This window comes from Rhizobium sp. CB2179 (genome assembly GCF_057653455.1).
The window spans coordinates 566,200-592,546 of sequence record NZ_JBYGKR010000002.1 but is presented as its reverse complement, the minus strand read 5'-3'; the positions used below and the strand labels follow the sequence as shown (position 1 = coordinate 592,546).

The 26,347-nt window shown below is 58.4% G+C and carries 25 protein-coding genes and 5 pseudogenes; 11 read left to right on the top strand and 19 right to left on the bottom strand.

Features of this window, described 5'->3' with window-relative positions; translation table 11 throughout:
• Window positions 1-171 precede the first annotated feature (171 nt).
• The 4 genes and pseudogenes from AC244Q_RS26920 to AC244Q_RS26905 form a co-directional block, all read right to left on the bottom strand.
• Entirely contained in the window at window positions 172-729 is a 558-nt protein-coding gene (locus AC244Q_RS26920; protein WP_012755315.1) for a hypothetical protein, read from the bottom strand.
• Window positions 730-857: 128 nt separating this feature from the next.
• Window positions 858-1,520, bottom strand: coding sequence for a transcriptional regulator (locus tag AC244Q_RS26915; protein WP_128406349.1), 663 nt, complete (start codon window positions 1,518-1,520; stop codon window positions 858-860).
• A gap of 107 nt (window positions 1,521-1,627) precedes the next feature.
• Window positions 1,628-2,094: pseudogene (locus AC244Q_RS26910) on the bottom strand (NAD(P)H-dependent oxidoreductase); the annotation flags it as partial.
• A gap of 914 nt (window positions 2,095-3,008) precedes the next feature.
• Window positions 3,009-3,266 carry a helix-turn-helix domain-containing protein gene (locus AC244Q_RS26905; protein ID WP_012755312.1) on the bottom strand — a complete coding sequence of 86 codons (258 nt, stop codon included), beginning with the start codon at window positions 3,264-3,266 and terminating at the stop codon, window positions 3,009-3,011.
• 580 nt (window positions 3,267-3,846) lie between these two features.
• Between AC244Q_RS26905 and AC244Q_RS26900 the strand changes: the two genes are divergently transcribed.
• Window positions 3,847-4,038, top strand: coding sequence for a hypothetical protein (locus AC244Q_RS26900; RefSeq protein WP_080518582.1), 192 nt, complete (start codon window positions 3,847-3,849; stop codon window positions 4,036-4,038).
• 122 nt (window positions 4,039-4,160) lie between these two features.
• Here the strand turns inward: AC244Q_RS26900 and AC244Q_RS26895 are convergent, their stop codons facing one another.
• From AC244Q_RS26895 to AC244Q_RS26885, 3 genes and pseudogenes are all read right to left on the bottom strand, one after another.
• Window positions 4,161-4,346, bottom strand: coding sequence for a PLP-dependent transferase (locus AC244Q_RS26895; RefSeq protein ID WP_432431718.1), 186 nt, complete (start codon window positions 4,344-4,346; stop codon window positions 4,161-4,163).
• Between the two features lie 114 nt (window positions 4,347-4,460).
• Entirely contained in the window at window positions 4,461-5,390 is a 930-nt protein-coding gene (locus tag AC244Q_RS26890) for a sugar ABC transporter substrate-binding protein (RefSeq protein ID WP_128406335.1), read from the bottom strand.
• Between the two features lie 955 nt (window positions 5,391-6,345).
• A pseudogene (locus AC244Q_RS26885) lies at window positions 6,346-6,567 on the bottom strand (IS5/IS1182 family transposase); the annotation flags it as partial.
• Window positions 6,568-6,774: 207 nt separating this feature from the next.
• Here AC244Q_RS26885 and AC244Q_RS26880 point away from each other — a divergent pair.
• The gene (locus AC244Q_RS26880; protein WP_128406334.1) at window positions 6,775-7,080 is read left to right on the top strand and encodes a hypothetical protein; all 306 of its coding nucleotides are present in this window, start codon (window positions 6,775-6,777) and stop codon (window positions 7,078-7,080) included.
• Window positions 7,081-7,494: 414 nt separating this feature from the next.
• Entirely contained in the window at window positions 7,495-8,196 is a 702-nt protein-coding gene (locus tag AC244Q_RS26875) for a hypothetical protein (protein ID WP_128406348.1), read from the top strand.
• Window positions 8,197-8,572: 376 nt separating this feature from the next.
• Here the strand turns inward: AC244Q_RS26875 and AC244Q_RS26870 are convergent, their stop codons facing one another.
• Both AC244Q_RS26870 and AC244Q_RS26865 read right to left on the bottom strand, forming a co-directional pair.
• Window positions 8,573-9,340 carry a nucleotidyl transferase AbiEii/AbiGii toxin family protein gene (locus AC244Q_RS26870; RefSeq protein WP_245460452.1) on the bottom strand — a complete coding sequence of 256 codons (768 nt, stop codon included), beginning with the start codon at window positions 9,338-9,340 and terminating at the stop codon, window positions 8,573-8,575.
• Window positions 9,337-10,101, bottom strand: a complete 765-nt coding sequence (locus AC244Q_RS26865) for a type IV toxin-antitoxin system AbiEi family antitoxin domain-containing protein (protein WP_245460451.1) — start codon at window positions 10,099-10,101, stop codon at window positions 9,337-9,339. The genes AC244Q_RS26870 and AC244Q_RS26865 overlap by 4 nt, the downstream gene beginning before the upstream one ends.
• A gap of 1,039 nt (window positions 10,102-11,140) precedes the next feature.
• Between AC244Q_RS26865 and AC244Q_RS26860 the strand changes: the two genes are divergently transcribed.
• From AC244Q_RS26860 to AC244Q_RS26850, 3 genes and pseudogenes are all read left to right on the top strand, one after another.
• Entirely contained in the window at window positions 11,141-11,428 is a 288-nt protein-coding gene (locus tag AC244Q_RS26860) for a hypothetical protein (protein ID WP_012755306.1), read from the top strand.
• Window positions 11,429-11,733: 305 nt separating this feature from the next.
• A pseudogene (ligD, locus tag AC244Q_RS26855) lies at window positions 11,734-12,804 on the top strand (non-homologous end-joining DNA ligase).
• A gap of 63 nt (window positions 12,805-12,867) precedes the next feature.
• Window positions 12,868-13,642: pseudogene (locus AC244Q_RS26850) on the top strand (SOS response-associated peptidase).
• Between the two features lie 272 nt (window positions 13,643-13,914).
• Here AC244Q_RS26850 and AC244Q_RS26845 read toward each other — a convergent pair.
• Window positions 13,915-14,241, bottom strand: a complete 327-nt coding sequence (locus tag AC244Q_RS26845) for a hypothetical protein (protein WP_128406331.1) — start codon at window positions 14,239-14,241, stop codon at window positions 13,915-13,917.
• Window positions 14,242-14,549: 308 nt separating this feature from the next.
• Here AC244Q_RS26845 and AC244Q_RS26840 point away from each other — a divergent pair, with 308 nt between their 5' ends.
• Entirely contained in the window at window positions 14,550-15,173 is a 624-nt protein-coding gene (locus AC244Q_RS26840; RefSeq protein ID WP_128406330.1) for a plasmid pRiA4b ORF-3 family protein, read from the top strand.
• A gap of 74 nt (window positions 15,174-15,247) precedes the next feature.
• Here AC244Q_RS26840 and AC244Q_RS26835 read toward each other — a convergent pair whose 3' ends face one another.
• Window positions 15,248-15,928, bottom strand: a complete 681-nt coding sequence (locus AC244Q_RS26835) for an AraC family transcriptional regulator (protein ID WP_281024075.1) — start codon at window positions 15,926-15,928, stop codon at window positions 15,248-15,250.
• The gene (locus tag AC244Q_RS26830) at window positions 15,925-16,122 is read right to left on the bottom strand and encodes a cupin domain-containing protein (protein WP_281024077.1); all 198 of its coding nucleotides are present in this window, start codon (window positions 16,120-16,122) and stop codon (window positions 15,925-15,927) included. The genes AC244Q_RS26835 and AC244Q_RS26830 overlap by 4 nt, the downstream gene beginning before the upstream one ends.
• Window positions 16,123-16,273: 151 nt before the next feature.
• On the opposite strand from AC244Q_RS26830, the gene AC244Q_RS26825 reads away from it, so the two are divergent.
• A complete protein-coding gene (locus AC244Q_RS26825) occupies window positions 16,274-17,302 on the top strand; it encodes an NAD-dependent epimerase/dehydratase family protein (protein WP_128406329.1) in 1,029 nt (342 codons plus the stop codon).
• 854 nt (window positions 17,303-18,156) lie between these two features.
• On the opposite strand, the gene AC244Q_RS26820 is transcribed toward AC244Q_RS26825, so the two are convergent.
• The 4 genes from AC244Q_RS26820 to AC244Q_RS26805 form a co-directional block, all read right to left on the bottom strand.
• The gene (locus AC244Q_RS26820) at window positions 18,157-18,510 is read right to left on the bottom strand and encodes a hypothetical protein (RefSeq protein ID WP_128406328.1); all 354 of its coding nucleotides are present in this window, start codon (window positions 18,508-18,510) and stop codon (window positions 18,157-18,159) included.
• 30 nt (window positions 18,511-18,540) lie between these two features.
• Window positions 18,541-19,083: a hypothetical protein gene (locus tag AC244Q_RS26815; RefSeq protein ID WP_245460450.1), complete on the bottom strand. Its 543-nt coding sequence runs from the start codon at window positions 19,081-19,083 to the stop codon at window positions 18,541-18,543.
• 97 nt (window positions 19,084-19,180) lie between these two features.
• Complete coding sequence (locus tag AC244Q_RS26810; RefSeq protein ID WP_128406326.1) at window positions 19,181-20,116, bottom strand: pirin family protein; 936 nt, start codon at window positions 20,114-20,116, stop codon at window positions 19,181-19,183.
• Window positions 20,117-20,205: 89 nt separating this feature from the next.
• Entirely contained in the window at window positions 20,206-20,865 is a 660-nt protein-coding gene (locus AC244Q_RS26805) for a hydrolase (RefSeq protein ID WP_128406325.1), read from the bottom strand.
• A gap of 138 nt (window positions 20,866-21,003) precedes the next feature.
• Here AC244Q_RS26805 and AC244Q_RS26800 point away from each other — a divergent pair, with 138 nt between their 5' ends.
• Entirely contained in the window at window positions 21,004-21,879 is an 876-nt protein-coding gene (locus AC244Q_RS26800) for a LysR family transcriptional regulator (protein WP_128406324.1), read from the top strand.
• A gap of 14 nt (window positions 21,880-21,893) precedes the next feature.
• Here AC244Q_RS26800 and AC244Q_RS26795 read toward each other — a convergent pair whose 3' ends face one another.
• Window positions 21,894-22,814, bottom strand: coding sequence for an alpha/beta hydrolase (locus tag AC244Q_RS26795; protein ID WP_128406323.1), 921 nt, complete (start codon window positions 22,812-22,814; stop codon window positions 21,894-21,896).
• Between the two features lie 22 nt (window positions 22,815-22,836).
• Window positions 22,837-23,774: pseudogene (locus AC244Q_RS26790) on the bottom strand (quinone oxidoreductase family protein).
• A gap of 274 nt (window positions 23,775-24,048) precedes the next feature.
• Between AC244Q_RS26790 and AC244Q_RS26785 the strand changes: the two are divergent.
• Both AC244Q_RS26785 and AC244Q_RS26780 read left to right on the top strand, forming a co-directional pair.
• On the top strand, window positions 24,049-24,789 hold the full coding sequence (locus AC244Q_RS26785; RefSeq protein WP_128406322.1) for an SDR family NAD(P)-dependent oxidoreductase: 741 nt from the start codon (window positions 24,049-24,051) through the stop codon (window positions 24,787-24,789).
• Between the two features lie 130 nt (window positions 24,790-24,919).
• Complete coding sequence (locus AC244Q_RS26780; protein WP_128406321.1) at window positions 24,920-25,828, top strand: LysR family transcriptional regulator; 909 nt, start codon at window positions 24,920-24,922, stop codon at window positions 25,826-25,828.
• A gap of 67 nt (window positions 25,829-25,895) precedes the next feature.
• On the opposite strand, the gene AC244Q_RS26775 is transcribed toward AC244Q_RS26780, so the two are convergent.
• A complete protein-coding gene (locus AC244Q_RS26775; protein WP_128406320.1) occupies window positions 25,896-26,336 on the bottom strand; it encodes a YybH family protein in 441 nt (146 codons plus the stop codon).
• Between the last annotated feature and the right edge of the window lie 11 nt (window positions 26,337-26,347).

The following is a 26,347-nucleotide window of genomic DNA, read 5'->3' as shown; positions in this document are numbered from 1 at the left end:
CGGCGAACGGAGATACACACGCAACCGTTACTCGCGTCAATGGAGAGCCTGACATTGTTCAATCCTCCTGTAACACAGCAGCCGATTGGCATCCCGGCTGATTTCAGGCGCGCGTGCGACCGCCCCCGAGGCTGTGACGGAACCGGAGCGGGCTGTCCGTGACTGGACGCTTCAGCGCTCAAACCGCTGCAGCATCCTCTTTAATTGTGTATTCTGTATCTGAAGCTTGCGCGCCAGCTGATCCCGGAGAAGCCGGATTTCTTCATCGAGATTGATTGCATCGTCAGAAGCGGCGGCGCCTCGAGACGGTGCAAGAACAACCGCGATCTCTTCCACTTTCGTGCGCCGCATGCTGCGCTTTAGCGTTTGACCCCCGCCAACTCGAAAGATCTTCGGTGCGGCACGCGCGGCTGTATTGGCCACATCGGGCAAAGCCGGATCAGCCGCTTCCGCCGACTTTGCGGCTTCGATATCTGCGTGATCGTCAACAGTGCTGCCCGCTTTGTCGGCATGATCCGGGTCGACTGACGCCGCCGTGGAACGACTGTCAAGGAGTGGCCTTTCGTCCGCTGGACGGTCTGTGGCGCCAAGCTCGTTTTTGGCTGCTGGTTCAATCGGCTGAGCGATGGCCATGACGTCAGGCTTCACTTCATCGGTCGAGCCGTATTCTTGCCTCTGCTTCCGTTTCGGGGACACCAGCCGGGCAAGAAGTTTCCATGGAGACGCCATTGTAGTCGACCTCGGATTCTACTGCGCATGCAAACAGCGAGCGAAACGCTGGAGGCAGAACGAACCGCCGCCAAAATCCACTTCAATAAGCATGAGAATGCGGCCAGCGCTTGACCGTCTGCTGCCGATCAACCGAGGTTGAGGCGCTTTCGCAGATCGGCATTTTCAGCGCGGAGCTTTTCCGCCAGCAGCTTTCGCAGTCTCTGGTTTTCCTCTTCGAGTTGCAGAAGATCCGCGATCTCATCAACTGCAGCCACCGCCGATGCAGCCGCTGCCTGCACCGCCCTCGGAGCACGATTGACAGGCGCACGTCTGGCGCTTGTCGCACCTTCGTCAGACTTTGCTTTGCGTCCTCTCTTCTGCTTGCCGGGGGTAGCATTCGAAGCCGCAGCCGGTTCCAGAGAAACGGCGGCTGAGGCGGTTTCAGGCACCACCTTCTTGGCGCGAGGTTTGCGGATTTTTTTCGGCACATCGGGCGCCGTGGCGGCCGGCGTGTCAGCATTGATCATCGTAGCGTTTTCGTCGGCCATTGTGGTCTCCTGTAAAGCCGATGCATTTGTCTCGTGCTCAATCGGCACTGTCAATAACGGCCGGGCCTGTTCTTCTCCAGATACAAGCATCTCGCTGCTTATTGCCTGAGGAGTTGATGACATAAACGGCATTGCCTCGTCCTCCAGATCTTGAGCAACGGATTTTAGATCCATGTTTCCCCAGATGGAGTTCGGCTTGGAATTGAGTTTTCGCCCACCTGATTTGTACTCGATGGCAAAGCTGCGCTGCACTTTTTTCACTATGAGAAGCCTTGTATCTGCGATGATGTCTCGGCGAGTTTTAGCCAATGCTGCTTACGTTTGCAAATACCGACTCCCGCGTCACCGGACTAGCCCCTTGGCAACGCTCACCCCAACGCCTCATCATCGAGACGCTGAACCTTGAGATGCAACAGGACGTCATTCACCGAATGTAGTTCTGAAACGGCCCACTCATGCGCTCGCGAACCACTGCTGGTGATCTCATAATCCGCAAAATCGGTTTCGGTGGCGTAGATCGACGTCGGCAGCGTCAGGGCGTTGAAGAAACCGAACAGCGGGCGCGCCTGATGTTCAGTCATCAAACCGTGCAACGGTGTGCCGCCTGTGGCAGCGAGAATGACGCGCTTTCCGGTAAGTGCGCGGTGGTCGACAAGATCGAAAAGATGCTTGAGGGCGCCTGTATACGACGCCCGGTAGACCGGCGATCCGCAACCAGCACATCAGCCGCCTCGACCGCGTCGATGACCGCTCGCCCCTCCGCATCCAGGTGATCGGATCGAAGCGCCTTGAAGAGAATGGGGGCAGCGTCAACCAGTTCTATGGTGCGCCCGTCCAGACCCAGCTTTACTGCACTTATCATAACGACATGATGCCAATATTTCTTTCAATCGTGGAATCTGAAATGGCGCCAACTGGACGAATAAAAACTTCGGCATGCGTTCTATGTGGCGCAACAAGCTTAAGGCCATGTCGAGAGCGAAGAACTGTCAATGCCGAATGGGATGCGCTGGTGCTGGAGCGATAACGGAGCTCTCCCAACGATCGGGAGGCATATTTTCGTCCCGCCTCCCGCCCTTTGGACGGAATAATCCGAAAGTCAAAAAGGCCGGAATGCCATAGCAGTTACTTGGCGACCGGCCACCATTCCTAGACTAAAGAGGAGCATGCTCGATGGTATGCCCGAAATGCCTATCTATATGTAGCGCTATCCCGAATAAACGCATAAGCGACACAAGCAGCAAACAATCAGGTCAACCATGACACCTTACTTCACGAGACAAAAGCATGCTGAGGAAAGACTCCGTACAGCGCTTCAACAAATGAATGACGCAATCCGCGACGTACACAAATCCGGCATTGACGTCGATATCAGCACCCTCACCATGCACACGCGGCGTGGCCCGATGGTTCAAGTCGACCTCAAGACGTTCAGCACATATGGCGCGCCGCCAGTGTTGCGATTGGTGGAAAAATAATTTCGGTTAGATCGCTCATTGATCACCGTGCTGCGATGATCGCGTGGCTGATTTCCACAATTGCGGTCGGCAAGCTGGCGCGCACGCGTCTCTTCAGAGCCAGAGTGGGACGAATGACTTCAGGCGCTAGCCAATTTATTCGCGCCACCCGAGTAGGCGGAAGCGTCCAACCCGGCTGAGTCTGAAGCTTGGATGGCCTATAAGCTATAGGAGCGTTCAAGGGTTTCCCATTAAGAGCGGCCGTACCCCGGCGAGCTACTGCAGGCACCCCTTATCGCAGTTGCGTAACGACTTCAGCGCGACGCGTGCTTCTAATCTTGTCTAAAACACCTAGAGCGGCTGCGGTCCTTCGGATCCTTGACGCGTCAAAATCCTCGTCGCTCTCAAGAGCTGTCACCTCGGCCACAGTCAGACCAGTGGTTTCTGCGAGGTCGTCCAAAGAATAGCCGCGAGCCTGACGAGCCTCTGCAAGCAGTGCACCAATGGATGGGAAAACAGGGGATTTCGCAATCTTCGAGGCCAAATTCATTTCTTTGAGGTTCCTTCTGGCGGCCGGAAAACAAACGGGTTTCTAGTTCCACCGCTACCGTCCGCCTCCGGTAGCGGACGATTTCTCCAATTTCCGCGGGCGCTCTTTCTAGCAGTTTGTGCGATGGAGTACAGGTCCTAGGTGGTGAAGGAGTGGACGACCCTTGCGTCCCTTCCCTGCGATCGCCATTGGCGTCCGCTAGCAAGTTGACGAGAGGGCCACCCAATTGAGAGCTAACAACTAACCCAGCATCCTGAGAGACATGCGCTCCGGGCGGTTGGGGGAAAAAGCCGGCGCAAGCCGGTTTTTGCAAGGAGTGCCAGCGTTCGAACACGCGTCTATATCGGCGGCTACGATCTCTACTATGGTTGCTTGCGCAAGACCGCCTTTAAATGGGACGTTCTCACCTTGTTCGAACACAAATTCTGCCGTCGATCCTTTACCGGCCAACGCCGGACGCCACGCCTGCAACGATGACGCTCCATCCGGACTGCGCGATCAAATATCTCACCACAAAGATCATCGAAAGTGCGGCGAAGGGTGAGGATTCCGTATCGTCGCAGGCCCAGATCACTATGCCTTGACGACGCATCGCGGCGGTCGGCTCTCTTTCGTGATGGGCCATTATTCGCTCTCCAAGGCCAACCAGCATATCGTTCCCGCAGACGATCCGAGGCGCTGGCCGCGCGACTGCTACAAGATCCAGGTCTGGAAGCTCGAGGAAAAGCCGTCGGATGTGAATCTGGCGCTTGACCTCTACGACGACGCCTAAGCGGCGACGTCGACCAGGTGGTGCTCGTCACCAACGATACTGACCTTGTGCCGGCGCTGGAGATATTGCAGGCGCGTTCGTTTTGTTCGCTGAGATATTTGAATGGCGATGCTATAGTTCCGTCATAGGACCTGAAGGGCCTGACGCAGATCGCCGATCAGATCGCCAACATCCTCAAGGCCGACAGAGAGACGGAGGAGGTCTTCCCCGACGCCTTCGACCAAGTGTGCGTCTTTCCTGATCGACTGGCGCGCCCGGGATATGCTGGCTGGATGATAGATGAGACTGTCGGTGTCACCCAGGCTCACAGCGCCATCCTCAAGCAGCCTGAGCTCAAGGGTCCTTCATCTTTGAGGATTTGTGGAAATTCGAGCGCCCGAGAACAGGATGCGGACAAAGCCCGCATCCTCTTAGCGTTCGCCTCAGTTCTTGGTGACGAAGTCCTTGACGTTGGCAGGCGTGACGAGCTGGAAGGGAATGTAGACCTTCTTCTCGATCTTTTCGCCCTTGGCGAGCTTGAGCGCCGCATCGAGCGAGCCTTTGCCCTGGCCGGCGGCATCCTGAAACACCGTGACGTCGAGATCGCCCGCCTGCATGGCGGCAAGTGCATCCTGCGTGGCGTCGACGCCGCCGACGACGACCTTGGTCATATCCTTGCCGGCCGCCTTCAGCGCCTGAATGGCGCCGATCGCCATTTCGTCGTTGTTGGCGATCACGGCGTCGAATTCGATGCCGCTCGAGAGCCAGTTGGTCATCAGGTCGGCGCCCTGGGTGCGGTCCCAGTTGGCCGTCTGCTCTTCGACGATCTCCAGGCCCTTGCATTCATCCGTCTTGATGACGTCGTGGATGTCTTGGGTGCGCATGCGCGCAGCCTGGTTGGAAAGCTCGCCCATGATGACGACGGCCTTGCCCTTGCCGCCGAGAATGCGGCAGACTTCCTTGGTTTCCAGCGTGCCGGATTCCTGCTCGTTGGATGCGACGAAGGCCTGCTTGTCCGGCAGCGTGTCGACGTTGACCGGCTGGCGGTTGACGTAAACCAGCGGGATGCCGGCATCGGCAGCGAGCTTCGACATTGCCGTAGTCGCATCGGTATCGACAGGGTTGACGATGATTGCATCGACCTTGGAGGCGATGAAATTCTGGATCTGGCTCTGCTGCTTGGAAACGTCGTTCTGTGCGTCTTCGACCTGCAGCGTCACACCGCTCAGTGTCTTTGCATAATCGGTCATGCCGTTGCGCAGAACCGTCAGGAAATTGTCGTCGAATTTCGCCATCGAGACGCCGACAGTTTCCGCGTGAGCGGCCGTCGACATGACGAGCGCCAACGCAGTGCCCAGGATAAACTTTTTCATTTTACTTCCTCCACAAAGCGGTGCCCGGCTGCACCCTCCTCACGCCGGGTTTCCAGCACGCTGGCCGAAAACATTTATCAGGGCTGCCAGAAAAAAACGCCGAACATCACCATAAGATATCAAGACAATCTCGATGCTCGCGATTAGCCCCTCTTTCGCCGCTACGCTGACTCGCGCGAACCTCAAATTTTTGTGCCTGATTTGATGATTTAAGTGCCCAGTCTCCAACAACGCCCATGTCGAGGGTCTTTCTTCGAAGACCCCAAAATGATGCAAAACCGACACATGCCATATTGTCCAATCTCTCCGTCAGTTTCGCGTGATCGCGAGTCAACGCGACGAAGTTTGGGAAGCTTCTATCTATTTCGTTTTGAGGTCCATTCATCGTTGTGTGTGAAGTCTCTCATTCTTGAAAGAATCGTCGCCGTGAATGAGAGAACCCCATCAGTCCCGCGAGATTTTCAGGAATATCGAATGCGATGGCAGGAGAGATTAACAAGAGCGGCGCTGCCGCAATGGAGCGGGCAGTCGCTGAATTGGGCCGGTCGAGGCGGCAAGTCTACACTCTCGCAGAGCTCTTGGCTCCGGCGCAGACCTCTCTGGATATGTCGTTGGCATTGACATGTCATCTGCATTTGTCGATGCAGTTTTATTTCATGACCACGTCCAATCACTGGCGATAGATTGTACAAATACACAAGGCGTAAAATTGATCGTGGTCCGAATTCTCGACCCAAAGCTGATGGCCGTGCACCTGCCACGACGACTCTTTCAGCGTCAGCCTCGGACTTCCTGAATGACGGTTGAATTCCGCGCGTTCCTCTCCCCGGCCGCATTAAGCTCCGAAAAGAAGTGATGCATTGAGACAGCAAACTCTACGAAGGCGATCGGCGACGACCGGATTCAAGCCGTCCCGGGCGTTGGTGCACGGATCTGGAGTTGAACAGATGGGGGATCATTGAAACGGCTGATCATGCCGCGGTGCCTTGCGGCGGAGGGATTTCGGGCGTGCATAGTCAAGCATGCGATTGAGAACGGCAGCCGATACGCCTTCGGTCTCCCGACCAGGCCGCGACTGCCCCTAATCGCCGCCCGATGATGGACTTTTATCGCCCGATTGCCGTTCGATCAGCGAGCGTTTGCCATAGCCGTTAGAGAGCTGCCATTTCATGCGACCGCCAAAGACATGGAGTGTGATATACATAGAAATATATACAATAATATATTTATAACTCACGGCTTCCCGCAAGTTAGCGTACCACTGGCCAATCTTGAGACGATATACTTTAAAATATACCCGCCACACCTGTTGCGTTGTTTGTCTTTTTCATCAAGCGTCCTGTTATGAGGAGTTACGATAGTGTAACAGGCAAGCTATTTTCCTATGAATGCTGAAATCTTGCCGGCGACGCCATCGTCGGGAGGCTTGCACAAGGAGCACGACGACATGGGTCACCAAAAGAAATCAGAGAAGCGTCTTGGCTACCCGCATCTGCGGTTGGCAGCCATCGACGCCGTGTCGCTGCCTGGTCTACCATTGTCACTCGCCCGGAAGGAGAGCTCTGCGTTGTCGAAGAAACCCTTTTTCCAACAATTGCTCCTCGATTTTGCTGTCGGTTGCGAGCTATTTTATCCGATCCAGCTATATGAACATTCCGCAACGAGGGCGACAAAGGCGCTAAACCGTTAAGCGAGAGTTACGATATTTGATGAGGAGGATTCGGAACGGCCGCCATGTTCCTCATTTGAAATCCACGTCTATCGGGTATCCATATTCCAGGATGGAAGCGCCGGCTCAGTTGCCAACGGTTGCAAACTCCAACAACAGGTCGGCGAGCGGATGGAGGATATTATGGACGACCTTGATGCGACGCAAGCAAAGGACGGCTCGGGCACACGGGCTTCAACAGGTGTGAACCAGCACGGCAGCACATCGGAAGTTGGTAAGAAAGTCTATCGGGAACCCGACCGTTAAACGGTATCGCAAGGCGCAGTTCAAATCTTGCTGCTGGCATCAAATACGCTGACAAACGCACGCGCGCCTGCCAAAATCAAGAATTTGACGCGCAGAAGTCAAATTTACTGCAGAAAGGATTCGTTCTCCGTGTCATTTTGTTCTTCGAAACGCATTCGCATCGCCGCACTTGCAGCGACTGCCATTGTGCTGGGCACCCAGATCGCAATTGCGCAAGATCCGTCTATAGGGTCTCAGTGGCTGAACTCGCCGACATCTCGAGTGGAAGCGCTTGCGGTCCTTCAGACCTTGCATGCCAATCTCCTGAGTAACGCCAGTGCTACATTGACCCTTGATCGCTGGTGCGCCGCGCACAAGCTCGCACCGGAAGGTTCTAAGATCGTAGCTCAGCGTGTGGGCGGGCAAGACAAGCCGGCCGATGAGCACATCCGTGAACTTCTGACCGTCGGACCCGGTGAGCTGATCGCTTATCGCCGCGTCCGCCTGGTCTGCGGCGAACGCGTCTTATCGGAAGCCGACAATTGGTATGTACCCGCAAAATTAACTGCAGAGATGAATCAGGCTTTGAAGACCAGCGATATCGCGTTTGGGAGAGCCGTTCAGGCTCTTAATTTCACTCGCACAAACCTGTCTGCCACGTTGCTCTGGTCCCCTCTATCCGAAGGCTGGGACATGGACGGCTTAACAGCTCATGAAACAAGTTCCCTTAGCCTGCCGCCGTTCCTGCTCGAACATCGTGCCGTACTGAAACTTCGAGACGGCACGCCGTTTAGCGCCTTGGTCGAAAGCTACACGGACAAAGTATTAGACTTTCCAGTTCCTTCTCAATAGCGCTTCGGTATTTCGGTAAACTTGCTGAACTGCTCGGAATAAAAAATCGACAGCCACTGCATGCGACAGAGGCGTCTGTCATGCGGAAGAGTGTCGGTCGGGCGATTGCCCTTGTGGATTCGTTGAGCGCGGCGACCACGACGATAGCCTAAGTGTAACCCGGATCCCAAGCCGTGGCAGATTGTCGCTTGATAGTGGCGAGAATAGTGCGTCGGCGGCTCCTCTTCTCTCGTTCCGTCGCTCATCCCGCGCCACCCTCGCCGTCATCGTTCCAATTCATATCTCTACACCACGCGAAGCGCTTGCGCATTTCAGCGGTGCGTAACCACGTGTCACCGGGCAAGCGTTCGATGAATGCCGCAAAAACGCTAGTAAATTACTGGAGGGTCGTTTGGTCGGTCAGCGCTTCGGCCTGCTGTGTCGGAAGCAATGGCTGCATGTCGGTCAGAAAGCGCGGCCGGGCAAGCTTCGCGAACATCCGTTGCTCAGCCTGTGCCCGCGTGATGATCTGGCCCGAAAGTGCGACGTAGCGGCCAAAATAATCAGCCACTTTCTCCACATTCAGGCCCTCAAACGTCTCCAGGCCATGCGCCAGGTCATAGAGATCGCGACCCTTCTCCCGCTGCAGCAGCGCGCGCAACTTGGTGGCCAACATTTCCTCACGGGAGAATGTCGGGACGGACGCATTCCCGGTGAACCATGGATTGGCCACGCCAAACGGCAAGTCGATCGGCGGATCATACGCTTCGATCTCGCTGATGTTGGTTTCGACCTTGAGGCGGATGGGGACGCCGCCGCCGTCCTCGGCCTCAATCCGGAATTTCAACTTCGGTGCGACCGGACTTGACTCGTACTGACCGTGTCCAAGCCACGGCTCGAGAACGACACGCAAGGCGTCCAGGACCGGACCGATCGGCCCGACCTCTGTGCGCATGAGATCAATGTCTTCCGAGTAGCGCAGCGGAGCCGGGAAGTGCAGTTTGTTGAGGGCTGTGCCGCCGCGAAACCTCAAGGCTTCGCGCAAGAAGGGGTCGGTGAATATCGCGACCACCGCCCGGCTGATAATCAGATCCTGTTCGATCTGACGTTGATCGGCCCAAGGCGCGACATTGCCCCACGCGACAAAATTCTGAGCTGGTATCATTCATCGGCCTCCGGATAGCGGCGGACGATGACCCGCCAACGCGGGTCGCGCTCGAGCACTTCAGTAGAAAAGTCGGGATCGCCGGCTTCTTTGCGGTCCAGCTCCGTCCAGGGCAGGTTGCCGCGGTCTTCCAAGGCGGTACGCATCGACGCCAGGCGTGGGCCGTGACCCAGCCTGTCGAGAAGGTAGCCGAGGCGCTGCACGACCGGCCGTTCGGTGACGCGCGACAGGTTGGTCAGGCTTTCGAAATCAATCTGCGGCGCGATATCCCTGAGGACAGTGAAGATGTTATCAAGACCGCCGGCGCCACGAGAATACCGCAGAATGTCGAGCGCTGTGAGAGCTGGTGACGACACTCTCATCGAACCCGTCTCGGTTTTCTTGTCAACAACGCCCGCGGCGACGGTCTCCATATCCTTTCGGTAGTAGAAGACGAAGCGGTTGCGACCGGCCTTGATCTTGGGGAGCCGTTTGGCCGCCACGACTTGAAACTCCATCACGGCCTGATGCGTGGCACCGTGCAGTTCGGCAGCCTTAAGCAGACCGACGTAATAGGAATTCCCCTCATGGCGCATCAGCGCGTCAATGTACCAGGTTGGTGGCGGAGCGCCCAATGACATGAATTGTGGAGGGACCACGATATAGAAGTCGTGGCGCGGGTTGAGGAGTAGTTTTCGACGCTGCAAACGCTCGGCTGAGTCCAGGAACGCGCCACGATTGATGCCCAGCGCTTCGATCGCCTCTCGGCCATCAAAAACCACCCTCCCCTGGGAGAGCAAGTTTGATGTATAGGCGGAAGCACGGCCCGTTTATCGTAAATCATGTCCAATTACCCGCTTTCTGTGCAGAGATTGCAACATGCTTTGTTTTCCCTGGTAATTCATGTTCAAATATCCGCGTCATATGCGGATTTTCCGACATGATTTCTCTCCATAGCTTGCAAATCCAGCCGTTGCGCGGACCTTCGCTTTGCGCGCCGGAAGGGGACTCCTCGCCAAAGCGAAGGCGTCGCTGCACATGCCGAATTTCAGTTCCCTAACGCGGGCTATTTCCTAAGCCGTCAGACGCTCGTTCCCACCCGCCACGATATTCCATCCACCACCATCGAGAATTGCGAGCAACTGCCATCCAAGCATGGCGCCAAATCGCCCGCCTTCGCGCCGAACGAACCAAAGCCTCACTCCCAGATCTTGTTTTCACAGAGTTAAGTTTACGCTGCCGCATCATCAGGACGGCTCGGAGAAAGAGCTGGCTGATCTTGAAGCTGAAAATCGCCATCTGAAACGGCTCATGCTCGTGAAGTTCCGTGAGGAGAACGATAGGCTCAATTCCATGCTTCGCCGTTTTGGCGGCGCATAAGCGCCAAATCCAGAGGTCATGTTATGAGACGTCTTCACGGACGCGCGACGCGTTTTGCTTAGAAGACACGCGGCGATGCGACCTGCGGTAGCTCTGGAAGTCTGCGGAATACCCGCAGCGAAAGCGTGATCCAAAAAGCCTGATCGTGTTCTGAATCGGACGGTAGCAGACCCGAGTTCGATCAAGTTCCGATACTGAACGGACGACACCGGCGGCCGTTTTGGTGATCTGCCCAAAGTGGGATACCTGGTTTTCATTTTGGCGGCGATCGAATTGAATTAGCAATGATCCCAGCTCTTTTCGACCAACAGACGAGGTCTTCACGGAAGGGGTGCAACGGATGCAAATCAGAATGTGTGCGGCGTAGGCGGATTTTCGCTTACGGTTCGCCGGAGATGTCGGCCACGTTTTCTTTTGCCGAATTGGATATTAGCAAAGGTTATGAAGAGCGAACAACGACGCCTTGCCGCGCAAAAAGCCTTTGATCGTCTCCGTCGCGCGGGATTGCCGACGGAGGAGGATCCGCGTTTCCTCGTATGGATCGAACAATGGATTGCCGGCGATATTGAAATGCAAGAGGTTCGGGAACGGTATCTTGCGTTCCTGCGAGAACAAGCTTCCGAACTCAAACGGCGTGCGCTTGCCAGGGGCGCCAAGTTACCTTCCGATCCCGGACCGCAGCCGATCGACGAAATTGACAATTTCTTAAGCGACTTCACCAAAGGTTAGCCAGTTCGTTATACTCCCTGAACGTACTTTGCTGTGCGCAGCTGCTTGATTGTGGCCCGATGTCCTCGGACGTGAAGTGCGCCGGCTTAGACTTCGGCGACAGAATCGTCCCGCCGGGAAGGCGCAGCAACGATCTCGGCAGCTTCTCGACGGCACGGACGGTCTCACCTGAAGGCACGATGACCGTTTCGCGCCTGATGGCGCGGGCGCAGGCGTGTGCTGTTCCGACCGATTTAAAGAGCCAAGCAACCGGAGGGATGGGAATATTATCCTGAACATTAGAAATCGGCAGAATACCGAAGGGAATGAGCCCAATAGCTGCCTTTGGATTTTTTTCCGAGCGTTTGCGAGCGCTAATCCCTTTGTGTGAATTGCGGGGACAAGTCGGTATCGTCACAGGCAAGCGCAATCCAGCCCAACCACAGCTGCTGTTCGATCCCATGCCCGAGCGCGTCGAGCCCGCGCTGGCGCAATTGAAGTCCCATCCCGCAAGGGGAAGCGAGTGGAGCTGGGAACTGAAATGGGATGGCTATCGCCTTGCCGTTCATATCGAGCCGCAAGGGATCCGGATCCTCACGCGTGGCGGCTTGACTGGACGCATCGGTTTCCGGCGATAGAGCAGGCCGCCCGAGCCCGGCGACGATGATCATGGACGGCGAGGCGGTCGTGCTCGACGAAGAGGGGCAGCCGGATTTTGGGCTGCTGCAGCAATCGCTGGGCGCATCCGGCAAACAAGCTGGCAACCGCGCCTCTAACGCCATCCTTTATGCTTTCGATCTTATCTATCTGGACGGGCACGATCTGCGCGGTGTCGAATACCGTTCGCGCCGACACCTTCTCGAGGACACGTTAAACGCCCCAGGGAATGACCAGGTCGGCGCCGTCAGGCTATCGGAAACACTCGATGCCGGACCAGCCGTCCTGCTGGAGCATATCTGCCGTCTCGGCCTGGAAGGCATCGTCGGCAAGCACCTCGACCGGCCTTATCGTTCCGGCCGGGGGTGAAAGTCAAATGCGTCCAGAGCGAGGCATTCTTCATTGTCGGTTATGAGAAGTCGTCAGCGTCCCCTGCCGGCTTCGGCTCGTTGGTGCTTGCCGCCTACCGCGGTGCCGACCTCGTCCACGTCGGAAGCGTCGGCACGGGCTTCAGGCAAGCCGAAATCATCAGGTTGCGGAAGATGCTGGACACGCTGCGATGAAAGCGAAAGCAGCCGCCCCTGCCCTATTCCGGAAGTGCCGACGTCATCTGGGTCCAGCCGACGCTGATCGCCGAGATCGAGTTTGGCGCCTGGACAACGGACGGGAAACTTCGCCATCCATCCTACAAGGGCTTGCGCGAACGGCAGGACAATGCCGACGTCTTCCGGCTCGACTAGCGAAATCAGCGCCATCCGCTAGATTGTCCGCCATTCGAGCTCAAGCGGAGCAGATGGCCTGCTATGTGCAACCTATATCGCATGGAAGACAAGGACTGGGTCGCCAAATGGGCCCAGGACGCCGAAAGCCTGATCAACCTGATGCCCGCCTACCAGATGAACCCCGATCAGATGGGGCCGATCGTCCGCAACACCGCCGACGGAAAGAAGCAACTGGTCCATGCGCGCTGGGGACTGCCCTCGCCGCGCTTCGCACTTGAGAGGGCGGCCAAAGCCAAGGCCGAGAAACTTTTGGCGAAAGGCAAGGCATTCGATCTCGAAGAACTGGTCCGCATGGAGGCTGATCGCGGCACGACCAATGTGCGCAAGCTCAGTTTTCCGCACTGGAAGCGATGGTTCGGCGTCGAAAACAGATGCCTCGTCCCGGTCACCAGTTTCGCCGAGCCGGATCCGGCCAGCCAGCAGCAAGGCGGCAATGTGCCGAACGCCTGGTTCGCTCGCGATGAAAGTAAGCCGCTGATGTTCTTTGCTGGCATCCATGTGCCGCAATGGCAGAGTGTCCGAAAGGTCAGGGACGGCCTGAGCAATCGACGATCTTTATGGGTTTTTGACCACGGATCCCAACGACCTGGTGAAGCCAATCCATGAAAAGGCCATGCCGGTCCTATTACTGACGGAAGAAGAGACCGACACCTGGATGCGGGCGCCATGGGAAGAAGCCAAGGAGCTGGCCCGTCCGTTACCGAATGATGCGCTCATCATCTCGTCCCGCGAACCATACGGGTCCACAATCGTGTCCAAATCCGGCGAACCGGTGGAACAGGGCAGTCTGCTTTGACGCCTGAATTCCGGACTTGTTTCGGAAAATGAAAAAGCCCGCCGCGGGAGGAGGTGCGGCAGGCTTTTCCAAAAGATTGGACAACGGCTGGGAGGAGGAGCGCCGCTGTTCCGTCAGGCTCCCCTTGGGAGGAGGAGTGGGTCGCCTGAAACCACGAAGCTCTGCGGGAGGAGGTGCATCGCCTCGTTGCTCCGACCGCCAGCGCTCAGATCGCAGTGCAGCCATGCACTTGCTGCAATGCAATATAGATCCTGCGGTCATTTTTCGGGCCATTATGGTGGAGACGCAGCCTTCTCTATCCTGGGCTCAAAGCCGAGAACGAATTCGATCACCTTGGCGGAGGACATTTCGCACGGCTTCAGCATCGACCCCGGTCCAGCCAGTCGATAGAGGTTGAAGCTGACGATATCGGTTCCGCTAAGCTCCTCGCCATAGAGCCAGGTCCGTTTACCATCCTCCGACCGCCTGACGGTCACTCCCCACGATCGATTACCAAAATATCCGTCGACATAGCCGCTCGGCAATTTCGCAAGCGCGGATTCGAATGACGCAGGAACAGAAGGAGGTGCTTCTCGACTGGAAGTCACGGCGCCAGGCATTCGTCGCAGATCCCGCAGCCGTCCTCGTCCATGCTGGATGCCGGGCGCAACTCTCGACAACACGGACAGGTGGTTGCATCCGAAGCGCACGGCTCTTCGCGGTCCGGCGGAAGAATTTCGATGCAGACTTTCGGCAGCAGATCGGCCGCGCTTTGATCCACGGCGATGCTCCTGTTCAGGGTCGTATCAGAGATAGTAAGCGTCAAAGGCTGCACAAGCCGGCAGATCGCTATCACTGAAGGCCAATGCGAATACGACTACAATCGAGCCTTCTTGACGACCCTCCTCCGACCTTGTTCATTTGTGCCATGTTCAAACGCGTGAATGCTGTGCAGATCAGAGTTTCCATCGACGAGATCGACCCGGGCGTCTGGCGCCGGTTGGTCCTGCCTACCCATTGGAACCTGGAGCATCTGCATCTCGGAATTCAGGCAGCATTCAATTGGTGGAACTATCATCTCTATGAATTCCGCATCGGTGGTCTGCGGTATGGCGACGTCGAGACCCTAGTGGAGGATGCGGCCGATGACGATCCTCGTGTTTTCGATCAGGAAGAGGTTCGTTTACTGGACTTCGAACAATGTTCTATTTTCAGCTACCATTATGATTTCGGGGACGGCTGGCGGCACACCGTCGTGGTCGAGGAATTCCTGACGCTTTCTGCGACGCCTAAACATGGTACCTGCGTCGCCGGCGCGAGGGCGCGACCGCCCGAGGATGTTGGTGGCGTGTCCGGATACGAGCGGTTCCTGGAGATCATCGCCGATCGGGAAGATCCTGAATATGCCGAAACCATTCACTGGTGCGGTGGCTATTTTGATCCCGAATGGTTCGACCTGTCGGTGGTAGACAAGGATGTGCGCAATGCTCTGCGCTCGAACGTCAAACGGCGTCTCTATCAACCGAAACCGAAAACCGCCCCAAAGAAATGAGTTGGGTGAGGGTTCGAAGTGGAACGTCTCGAAAAAACCCGAGCGTACATCCATCCTGACCAGCAGCAACGGCTTCAAGCCGCGTTGGCTCCCGCTTGTCTTTCGCGCCACAGAGAAGGCGACAGGCCGGTCGCCCGCTTGAAGGCATTGCTGAACGCTCCTTGCGAGGAATAGCCTATCAGGGCGGCAACCGATGCCACCGGCAAATCGTCGTCCCGCAGCGCCTTGCAAGCAATGTGAATACGCCACCGAGCAAGATAGCCGAGCGGCCCGATACCTGCCGTCGCGGTAAAGCGCGCGGCGAAGCTCGACCGCGACATCGCGCAGGCCCGGGCCAGTTCGTCTAAATGCCACGAGCGCGCCGGATCCTCATGCATGAGCTGCACGGCCGGCGCGAGGCGTGGATCGCCTAGTGCGCGCAACCAACCCCGGGGAATGCGGCTGTTGGCATTCATCTGTGCCCGCAAAATCTGAACGAACAGCAATTGCGCCAGCTGCGATGCGACAAGGGCGTTTCCCGGAAGGCGCTGCGTGCGCTCGGTCACTAGTTCGTCGAGCAACCACCGAAACCGCCCGGCCTGCTCGGTCCTACCGTCGATGCGCAGCCACGGCGGCAGGGCTTCCGACAGAAGCGTTCCGCTGGTCGGATCGAGCAAGACATGCCCTCCCAGATAACTGCAATCCGCTCCATCGCCTAGGGTGACGAACGAGCGGCCGCGCCAGGAAAACAGCGCCATCGCGTCGAGCGGCGTCACCGACGATCGCTCGATACTGTGTAGGGGCGCTGCGCCGTCAGAAGACCGACATCCCCTTCTTCGAAGCGCACAGGCGCTTCGCCATCGATCTGCGTCCAGCATGCGCCCTGAGTCAGGGCGAAAAACTTGATCGACTTCGGGGCCGGAAACCGGAGGGCCCATTGCCCCCCTGCGTCAAAGCCACCGGTTACCATCGATTCCACGGTTGTGAGATGGAGAATTTCGGAGAGTGCGTCAGAAGTCATCGTTGGACTATCGCGTATGTATCTTAGACGTTCAAGCATTCTCAATCCGACTTGACCGGCTATTTTACGGTTGAAGACATTAACCGCTTTCGGAGCATTTATGGCAGACGACACAGTCCTAATCACCGGGGGAACCGGATTTATCGGGCAGCACACGATCATCGCGGCGCTTGCCGCCGGTTTCCGGGTACGGGCCGCGATTCGATCGCTCGACCGGGAAGAAGAGGTCCGTGCCTATCTGGCCCATGGCGGCGCCGAGCCGGGGGACCGGCTAAGCTTCGTCGAGACCGACCTGCTCAAGGACGAGGGATGGGCCGACGCCGCGCAAGGTTGCGTCTATGCCATTCATAGCGCGTCCTCCACGCCCTCAGGAAACTATGCGAGCGAAGAAGACTGGATCCGGCCCGCCGTCGACGGCAACCTTCGGCTGCTCCGTGCGGCCCGCGACGCTGGGGTGAAACGAGTGGTGCTGACCTCCGCCTTCGGGGCTATTGGCGCTGGCAAGGCCAGTCCCGGCCGCCCCTTCACCGAGGAAGATTGGAGTGATCTCGACGGTCCTATCGCGCCTTATCAGAAATCGAAGACGTTGGCGGAGCGCGCCGCCTGGGAGTTCATCTCCAATGGACGCGGTCAGATGGAACTGGCAACGATAAATCCGACCGCCGTCATGGGCCGGGCTCTTGGCCCGGACACCTCGCATTCGCTGATGATGCTGAAGGGCATGATCGAGGGCCAGCCCGGGCAGCCTAGGATCCAGTCCTGTTTTGTTGACGTTCGCGATGTGGCTGACCTTCACTTGCTGGCAATGACTGATCCGGCCGCCGCGGGCCAACGCTTTCTCGCGACCTCTGGTGACGCGCTATGGCTCGTCGATGTAGCCAGGATTCTCAAGGAACGCCTCGGCGAGCAGGCGCGAAAGGTATCCACCAAAGAGGTGTCGGACGCAGACATGAAGGCCGCAGCCGAGACCGATGCCAAGGTGAGAGCGCTTCTTCCGCTTCTTGGTGTTGATCTGTCGGCGAGCGGCGCCAAAGCCAGGCGTCTTTTGGGATGGCAACCGCGACCGCCCGCCGAGGCGATCGAGGCGGCCGCGCGGAGCATGATCGAAGTCGGCATAATCAACGTCTGAGAGCGCCCCTATGGCCCGAGACGGGGGGACGGGATCGGACCCATCCTGCCGTCTCGCCAGCCTCGAGCGCTTATCGTCGCCAGGTCCTCCCAATTTCTGGAAAGACTGAATCAGAACTTCCCACCGACAGCAACGCCGACTTTTCAACGCAATCCGCCGTTGGGGGCTCTGTCTGCTCGCCATAGCGAACGGTAGCTTAACGCCCCGTTCCGAAATGCCTGAACGATCCACATGACGGGCGCCAAGCCAACGTTCATTCACCTAATCTTCATTTCCAATTTGGCGCTTGCGAAAGCGAGCCAGCCTTGCGCGCCTTGACTAGATTTGAACCGCCGACCCGGTATCTCAGATCTGTGCGATAACAACAATTTGTGGAACTGAAACTCTGTGCCGATCAACGTTCAAATCGTTGTCAGGTGCAGGCTTAACCGGCTATCCTCCACATCAGTTCGCTGCTTCAAAGGCCGCCTCATGCCGTTGCACCCGAAACTTCGGCAAGCACAATCGTTTCTATTCACTGCCTCCTCAAAAGGTGATGCCGCGCATTTTTATGACGTCGATAGCTATTATAGCTATATCGCCTACCCATCTCTGTCAGCGCTGACTGATCTCGTCAATCGAGACAGGCTCTGGCGTCCCCCGGCAACTGCCGAAGCGGCGGTTTCGATTCTACCGGTTAGCGATCCGATGCCCAGGCGACCAATATTGCCCGCCCGTCATCAGTAGACAGCGCCGTTGCTCTATTGGAGGGGACATCAAGTACAGCTGCTCGAAGGATTTCGGACACGGGATCACACAGTCTCATGCGGCCGGGGTCGAAATGTCCGGATTGAAGACTCCTAGTTCAAGAGGCACTAGGTGACCTTAAATTCCGGAGGATCAACGTCGATCTCCGCTGACCAATAGTGTTTGGCAATGTTCTGACTGTTGCGAATGACGTGGTAGGCCATTTCAGGATCCCCTCCGGCGAACGTGTCGGGATCAGCGCCGCACATAACGCAATACATGCGCTGATGGACGACCGCAGCGAAGTATTCCGGGGCCGGCGTCGCGTCCTCTTGTCCGATAGCCGCCATGTCTTCTGCGGCTTGATTTCTCGCATCCTGCAGAGCGGCGAAGATCGCTGTGGCCAACCTTTTGTCGGCACGCTCAATGACGTCGGCGATTTCCTTATCGGCGGAACTGCCAGCAGGATTGTCTCTCGTCATGCCTCTTTCCTTCGGCGGTAGGGACGGTCGTCAGCCGGTTGATTTGGTGAAGAGCGCTAGGTAGTTTCGCGCGGTTTCGATGAAAGCTCGCTCTGCTTCGGAGCCGTCGGCGAGTTCTGCCGCACGGGCGTCCACCGTCGCTTGTAGCCGAGCGTCGATCTGCGGATCGGTGGCACGCGCTTTCTCCATCAAGGCACGAAGGACGGTTCTGAAGGCAAAGGATTCCGCCGATCTAGCCAACTGTTGTCGTTCGCTTTGATTCTTCGCGATATCTTCTGCGCGTTCATTCTTCTGTCGCATCGACGCTGGCCTGCCTTGCTGCCTTTCCCACCTCCGAGCGACGTTGCGCCCGGCATAGAGAATCTTCCAGACGACGTCGGGATCGCCATTTTCGAATGTTCGGGCATCGGCGCCGCAAAGGCGCATGAAGAGGTGGCGAAGCGCTCCATCGCTGAAGTAGTCGTGTGGCGCAGCGGAAACGCCGAGGGACTGGAGCTTGGCGCCGGCGGCTCGAACGGCTTGATCGATCGCTTCATCAACAGCTCGGAACAACTCTTCGTCTGCCTGATGCACCTCGTCTATTGTCGTCGGCATGAGCCTCTCCCACGAATTAGCTCTCTTCGTTACATGACATCGGGTCAAGCCCTCGCGTCCAGGCTTACATGAGGCATCAATCGGGCAAGGGTATGAACTCACCGCGGTCGTCAGCAGGAAGGTCGAAACGGCCCTCGCCCCACTTTCCGGCTCGCCATTCGGCCTTGGCTTCCTCGATACGTTCCATCGACGAGGCGACGAAGTTCCACCAGATGTATCTTGGCCCGGAGAACGTTGCGCCTCCGAGTATCATAATCCGGGCGCCGCGTTCGCCGGCCGCGACGGTTATCCTGTCTCCGGGACGGAACACCATCATCTGCATCGTGCCGAATTCCTGTCCGGCGACCGAGATCGAACCTTCAACGACGTAGATGGCGCGGTCTTCGTGTTCATCTGGGATCGGAAGACGGGCGAGCTGATCCAGCTTAACGTCGGCATAGAAGGTCTCCGAAAACATCTTAGCGGGAGCGCGCTCGCCATAGGCGTTTCCGAGGATCAGCCGCGCCGAGACGCCTTTGTCTTCGATCATCGGAAGCGCGCTCCGGCCGTGGTGCTCGAAGGAAGGCGCCACGTCCTCGTGGCCGTCAGGCAGGGCGAGCCACGTCTGTATTCCGAACAGGCTGTTCGGTCCCCTCCTTGCCGCGGCACTCGTGCGCTCCGAGTGCGATACGCCTTTGCCCGCGACCATCCAGTTCAACTCTCCTGGCCTGATGATCTGGTCGGCACCGGTGCTGTCCCGGTGATGAAAGTCTCCTTGGTAGAGGTAGGTCACGGTGCCGAGACCGATATGCGGGTGGGGCCGGACGTCGACGCCCTGCCCCGTCAGGAGTTCGGCGGGACCGGCCTGGTCGAAGAATATGAACGGGCCGACCATCTGTCGGTTCGGTGCGGGCAGCGCCCGTCGGACTTCGAAACCGCCAAGATCGCGAGCTCGCGGAACGATCAAGGTCTCAATCGCCTCCACGCCGACCTCATCAGGGCATCCTGGTTCGATCGCAGGGTTCCAGCTCATGTGTTTCGTCCTCTTCTTCGGCCGATGATCATCCATTCATAGCGAGAAGCGGTGACGCGTGACGCACCCGCTCCTCTTTTTAAGCGTACTTATGCTCCAGCACCAGCTTTCGGTGCCTGGGTATTGAGCAACTGCTGCTCCCACAGATATGCGATGCCGCTCCCGCCAGAGTGCTGGACGATGACGTCGGTGATCTTCGCAGCCTGTTCGGCACGGGCCCAGTCGCGCTGCCATTCGGCTGCGAGCGCGAGCCAGGTCATCATGTTGACGCCGGCTGCGATCATGCGCTGAATTGCGATCTGGTGCGCCTCGGACGAGACTGCGCCAGAGGCGTCTGTGATGACCGTGACATCCCAGCCCTCGCCAGCGGCCTGAATTGCTGGCATGGCAACACATACCTCGGTCCAGAGGCCCGCGATTACCAGTTGCTTGCGGCCTGTCGCCTTCACCACGTCGACAACCTTCGAATCCTGCCAGGTGTTGATGAGCGTTCGGTCGATGATTTCCTGGCCGGGAAAGACGTCGGCGATCTGCGGGAACAGGTTGCCGCCGCGTTCCGCGATCACCGTGGTGAGGACAGTCGGAACGTCGAAAGCCTTGGCCGCTTTGGCCAGGCCTACCGTGTTGCTGACCACCATCGTCGGTTCGTGGCTGTTTACGTTCGCGAGCTGATACGGCTGATGGTCGATGAGGACGAGAACCGAATCTTCAGGGCGGAGAAGCGAGGCGAGGCCGTTACGAAAGGTCATGAAACATCCTTGTTTGTTGGTTCGTCGACAGATGCGAACGCGTCCGTTGGACGTCGATCCACGAAAACCTTGTCAGTGCCAGCCCTGATGCGGTAGCCCTCGGAAACGCGAGCTGTGTTGCAGAAAGGGGAACGCAAAATGGAAATCGACGATCTCAGGACCTTTGTGGAAGTCGCCGACGCAGGAGGGGTGACACCCGCCGCGCAGCGACTTGGCGTCTCCAAGTCGATGGTTAGCCGGCGTATCGCTCGTCTTGAGGCGGAGTTGGGCGTTCAGCTCATCGCGCGAACGACCCGCGGCATCGCACTGACTGAGGAAGGCGCGACTTTCCGAGATTATGCGGCGAGGGTTTCGGCGGAGATCGATGCGGCCCGCGAGACGATATTGCCGGCGGGCGAGCTTCGCGGGCGCATCAGGGTCGCGGCCCCTCTGTCGTTCGGGCCGACCCACCTCGCTCCTGTCCTGTCTCAGATGGCGCGCCGACACTCGCACCTCCAGGTTACCTCGTGCTACACCGACCGCTTCGTCGATCTCATTACGGAAGGTTTCGACTGTGCGATCCGGATCGGATACCTGCCGGATTCCAATCTCGTGGCCAGGCGCGTTGGACCACTCTACGCGAAGTTCGTTGCGAGCCCCGACTACGTCACCCGGAACGGCTCGCCCGAGACGCCGGACGAACTTCTCAAGCATGAGGCGCTCATGCAGGGAACTGAGAGTTGGCAAGTCACAGATGGCGACCAAGTACTCAACACCCGGCCGCAAGGACGGTTCAAGGCCGACAACGGAGTAGCATTGCTCGCTGCCGCGCTGGAAGGACTAGGCATCGCCAGACTTCCGAACGGTCTTACGGACCAACACATCGCCTCCGGTGCCCTCGTCGAAGTGATGCCGAAGTATCCGCCTCCCACCGCTGGCATCTTCGTGGTCAGGCCTCCTGGACAGCATCCTGCCAAGAAGGTGCGTGTGCTGACAGAGATGCTGATCGAGTGCTACGACTCCGGCTCGTCCTAGCAGCCCGCCGAATCCTACGGCGCAAGATGTTCTGAAAAGAACTCGGCCAGCCGTGCGACCGCCGGGCCGACATATTCCGGCTTGTAGTACATGTCGTAGTGTCCCGCGCCTTCGACTTCGAAGAAGTGCTTCGCCCTCGACGGAGAAAGGTCGAACAGACGCCTCCCCGCCTCGTACTGTCCGGTCGGACCCCGGCGCCCGCCGACGATCACCTGCAGCGGCTGGGTCAGCAGCTCGGGCACAAGGCTGAACGCGTCGAAAACCAGCAAGGCGCCATAGCTGACGAACAGCAGGCGATTCGTCGAATTCGGATGCCAATACGCCGACTCCCGATAGAACGTGACGGCCTCCAGCAATTCAGGATCGGTTATTCCTGCGGCCTTGGCGTCGGCTATGCTATCAGGAATCCATGGATCTCTCCGTGCCGCGGCACCGCGCGCCTGCGCAGTGCGCTCCGCCGCGACGTCCAGGAGCGTCTGACGGGCGTCGGGAAGCAGGCGGCGCATCGCTTCGCCGATGTCATTGGCAACGACCGTGCCCACCGCCTTGAAGCGCCTTTCGGTCAGTGCTGCCTTGATCGCGTAGCCGCCACCTGCGCAGATCCCAAGGAGTCCGATTCGCGCCTCATCGACGTAGGGTAGCGTGGTCAGAAGATCGACCGCGCAATGAATGTCTTCCACACGAACGGCCGGATCTTCGAGATCACGTGGTTCACCGCCGCTCTCGCCCTGATAAGACGGGTCGAACGTGAGGGCTATGAAGCCGTATGCGGAGAGCCTTTCGGCGTAGACGGCGCCGATCTGTTCCTTCACGCTGCTGCCCGGTGTCGCAAGGATGATCGCAGGATATGTGCCAGTCTCGTCGAAGTCCGTCGGCAAGTGGATATTGCCGACGACTTCGATCCCTCTGTTTCTGAACGAAACCCGCTTGATCATAAGGTGGTCCTCTTTCCATCGTTCATGGGGTCATCACGATCCGCCCGAGAGGCTTGGCGGTCTCGGCGTAGTTGTGCGCGTGCGCAGCGTCTTCGAGCGCGAAAGATCGGTCGATCACGACGTCGATCTTTCCGGCTGCGGCGGTGGCAAGGAGATCGTCGACGGTGCCGTGCACCGAAGGCCGTTCGAAGATGGATCCCATGAATACCCCCTGCAGCGTCTGATTGTTCTGCATCGGCTGCCATAGATTGACATCGAGCTTTCCGCCGCCGGCATTGCCAAGGAAGACGAGACGCCCGCCCAGTGCGAGTGCGGAGAGCGAAGCTTGCAATGTGGAGCGACCGGGTCGATAAGCAGATCGACGCCCTTCCCATCGGTCAGTCGGCGCGCTTCTTCCACGACGTCGTGCTGGAGTCGGTCGATGACGAAGGTGGCGCCGAGTTCGATTAGACGGGCCTGCCTTTCGCTCCCGCTCGCCGCCGCGATCACGGTCGCCCCTGCCCGCTTGGCAAGCTGTACCGCCGCGAGCCCTACGCCACCGGCCGCAGCGTGAATTAGGATCGTTTCGCCTACACCGACAGCCGGGTTAGGCAGAGCCGAAGGAGATGGGCAGCGCGGCGGCCCTTGCCATGTCCAGTCCTGCGGGAACCGGCCACGTTCGCGAAGCAGCGACAGCCCAGAGTTCAGCATGCGATCCCTGCATGCTGAAGGCAGCGACCTTGTCGCCAACGGTACGGGTGGTCACGTCCTTGCCCACACTCACGACCGTGCCGGCCGCTGATACCCGACCACCCACCGAGGTGGCTGTGACGTCGATCTGCGATTGATCAGATCTCCGCCTTCGATGGAGATCGCTTCCACCCTAATGACGACTTCGTCCGCCCTGCAGACCGGATCAGGCACGTCGACGTATTTGAGCACAGACGGTGGTCCCGGATTGTCGTAGACGGCGGCCTTCATCATCACTCCATTCTTCAAGCAACTTGTAGAGACATGTAGGTTGTCCGTGTTCGCGAGAAAGGGTTCGCCATGGGGAACGTCGTGTTGCGCGACCTGCAACGACCGGGATCGGACGCGGTCGCCGTTCCCCACAGTGCAACAAGCTGTCGCATTCATGGTCACTTCAACCGCTGCCCCAGGGTCACGAAATAGGCGGGACACCCTGTCGGGCGCATCCGCAAAGCTGCGGCTCTCCCGACTTCAAGACCGACGACGAAGAAAGGAATCGACGCAAATGATCGATTTGAATGGAAAGCGCGCTTTGGTCACGGGCGGCTCGCGCGGCATCGGCGCGGCCATCGTGGAAGCGTTTGCGGAGAATGGTGCGGATGTGGCGTTCACCTATCAAAGTTCGAGCGAGAAGGCCGCGGCGGTTGCCCGGTCCGTCGAAAGCCGCGGCCGCCGAGCCACCGCCATCCAGGCCGACAGTGCCGATCCACAGGCGATCGCGCGGGCTGTCGAGGACGCCGTGGCCGCGCTAGGCGGGCTGGACATCCTCGTCAACAGCGCAGCGATCGGCCATTCAGGAAACATCGCCGATCTGAACCTGGACGAATATCAAACACTCATGGACGTTAACGTAAGAGCGCCGGTGCTGTTCGCAAAAGCGGTCATCCCGCATTTGCGCGACGGCGGGCGCATAATCACGATCGGTTCTGCGCTCGGCGAGCGGGTGCCCTTTCCCGGTATAACGCCTTACGCAATGTCGAAGGCGGCACTGACATCCTTCACGCGCGGCCTCTCGCGTGAGCTTGGGCCGTTCGGCATCACCGTGAACCTGGTCCAGCCTGGAGCGACGGACACGGATGCCAATCCGGCCGACGGCGCGTCAGCAGACTTCCAGCGAAGCCTGACGTCGCTGGGACGCTATGGCGAGCCGAAGGAGATCGCAAACGCCGTTGTATTCCTGGCAAGCTCCGCCGCGAGCGTCATCACAGGCGCGACGCTCACCGCGGATGGCGGCGCGATCGCCTGAGGCACCTTCATCCTACGGACGGCCCTTACGGAAGAGGGGCCGTCCCGCTTCGCCGTGCTCGGAGGGTCTAGGGAATGTATTCGACAAGACTCGAACCTGCGGCGTCGTCCACCAAGAAGGGATTCAGCCTTTGGAAATAGAAGACCTGAGGATTTTCCTGGAGGTTGCAGACTCCGGCCGCGTCTCCGCGGCCGCGCTCCGTCTGGGTACCTCAAAGACGATAATCAGTCGGCGGATCACCCAACTTGAAGCAGACCTCGGCGCGCAATTGCTCTCGAGAACAACGCGCGGCATGGTCGTCACCGAAACCGGTTCGACGTTCAAGGCGTACGCCGCCCGCATCTGCGCCGAAGTTGACATGGCTCGGGAGGCGGTTTCGCAGGCGGGCGAGTTGCAGGGACGCATGAGGATCGCCGCTCCGCTGTCCTTCGGGCCAACACATTTCGCTCCGGATCTCGCCAGGCTAGCGCGACGATATCCGAAGCTCCAGGTGCTTTCATCATATACTGATCGCTTCGTGGACCTCGTGGGAGAAGGCTTCGACTGTGCAATCCGGGTAGGACATCTTCCAGATTCCAATCTCGTTGCAAAGCGGGTCGGCCCCATGTTCGGTAAGCTCGTCGCGAGTCCGAGCTACATCGATGCTGAACGGGCGCCCGAGACGCCCCAGGAGATCGTGAACCATCGGGTTGTGATGCGGGAGGCGGAGGTTTGGAAATTCATGGACGGGGACGACGTCACTGCCGTGCGCCCCAACGGACGCTTCATCGCCGACAATGCACTCTCACTTGTCGCAGCCGCTGTGGAGGGGGTGGGACTCGCTTATCTTCCGGAACCACTTGTTGCAGATCACATCGCTTCAGGTGCGCTGGTCGCAGTCATGAACCGATACCCGGTGCCCCCGGCAGGTATCCTCGTCGTGCGGGCCCCCAGTCCCTATCCGTCGGAAAAAGTGAAGACGCTAACGGACATGCTTATCGAATGTTTTGATCGCCCGCACCACGACAAGCAGCCTTTGGGCGAGAGCGGCACTTTTTGATGCCGCTCTCCCAGGTTCAAGGTGGCATTCTTGCCGCCACTTCAGAGGTTGATGGCGCAGCTTGAAGTCAATGCGGCAGCGGATTGTTTGTCGCAAAGGAATAGCGGGCTATTTTCCACTGAATGCTAGCGTCCCTCTGGAAAATGAACAGCTCGTGGTTGGCGTCTGGAACGCGTTGTTCGATGGCCTTGACGGTGACGAACCCTTTCGAGTTGGTGCGTACGAAGGCCCACTCAGGTGCGGTCTGCACAACTTCCTCCACAGCCAATTCCGTGTCGAAGGTAATTGTCTGAAATATGCCGTCATACGCCTTTCGGATCGCATCTAGGCCGATAGCGGAAGGATTGTTCGGCGCCATGAACACAGCGTCGGCCACGAACATTTTAGCGACAGCGGCGGTGTCCGAGCCATTCAAGGCGGCCTCGTATTGCGCGAGCGCTTTTTCGATTTCCAGCCGGGCCGACGTGGCGGCTGCGTCTTCATCGGAAGGCCTGATAGAGGGTTTCATGTAATCGATCT

Excerpts from the sequence above, each read along its gene's own strand:
- AC244Q_RS26920 (WP_012755315.1), bottom strand. The coding sequence starts at position 729 with ATGGCGTCTCCATGGAAACTTCTTGCCCGGCTGGTGTCCCCGAAACGG.
- AC244Q_RS26905 (WP_012755312.1), bottom strand. The coding sequence starts at position 3,266 with ATGAATTTGGCCTCGAAGATTGCGAAATCCCCTGTTTTCCCATCCATT.
- AC244Q_RS26890 (WP_128406335.1), bottom strand. The coding sequence starts at position 5,390 with ATGAAAAAGTTTATCCTGGGCACTGCGTTGGCGCTCGTCATGTCGACG.
- AC244Q_RS26880 (WP_128406334.1), top strand. The coding sequence starts at position 6,775 with ATGAATGCTGAAATCTTGCCGGCGACGCCATCGTCGGGAGGCTTGCAC.
- AC244Q_RS26870 (WP_245460452.1), bottom strand. The coding sequence starts at position 9,340 with ATGATACCAGCTCAGAATTTTGTCGCGTGGGGCAATGTCGCGCCTTGG.
- AC244Q_RS26860 (WP_012755306.1), top strand. The coding sequence starts at position 11,141 with ATGAAGAGCGAACAACGACGCCTTGCCGCGCAAAAAGCCTTTGATCGT.
- AC244Q_RS26845 (WP_128406331.1), bottom strand. The coding sequence starts at position 14,241 with ATGCCTGGCGCCGTGACTTCCAGTCGAGAAGCACCTCCTTCTGTTCCT.
- AC244Q_RS26840 (WP_128406330.1), top strand. The coding sequence starts at position 14,550 with ATGTTCAAACGCGTGAATGCTGTGCAGATCAGAGTTTCCATCGACGAG.
- AC244Q_RS26830 (WP_281024077.1), bottom strand. The coding sequence starts at position 16,122 with ATGGTAACCGGTGGCTTTGACGCAGGGGGGCAATGGGCCCTCCGGTTT.
- AC244Q_RS26825 (WP_128406329.1), top strand. The coding sequence starts at position 16,274 with ATGGCAGACGACACAGTCCTAATCACCGGGGGAACCGGATTTATCGGG.
- AC244Q_RS26820 (WP_128406328.1), bottom strand. The coding sequence starts at position 18,510 with ATGACGAGAGACAATCCTGCTGGCAGTTCCGCCGATAAGGAAATCGCC.
- AC244Q_RS26810 (WP_128406326.1), bottom strand. The coding sequence starts at position 20,116 with ATGAGCTGGAACCCTGCGATCGAACCAGGATGCCCTGATGAGGTCGGC.
- AC244Q_RS26805 (WP_128406325.1), bottom strand. The coding sequence starts at position 20,865 with ATGACCTTTCGTAACGGCCTCGCCTCGCTTCTCCGCCCTGAAGATTCG.
- AC244Q_RS26800 (WP_128406324.1), top strand. The coding sequence starts at position 21,004 with ATGGAAATCGACGATCTCAGGACCTTTGTGGAAGTCGCCGACGCAGGA.
- AC244Q_RS26795 (WP_128406323.1), bottom strand. The coding sequence starts at position 22,814 with ATGATCAAGCGGGTTTCGTTCAGAAACAGAGGGATCGAAGTCGTCGGC.
- AC244Q_RS26785 (WP_128406322.1), top strand. The coding sequence starts at position 24,049 with ATGATCGATTTGAATGGAAAGCGCGCTTTGGTCACGGGCGGCTCGCGC.
- AC244Q_RS26775 (WP_128406320.1), bottom strand. The coding sequence starts at position 26,336 with ATGAAACCCTCTATCAGGCCTTCCGATGAAGACGCAGCCGCCACGTCG.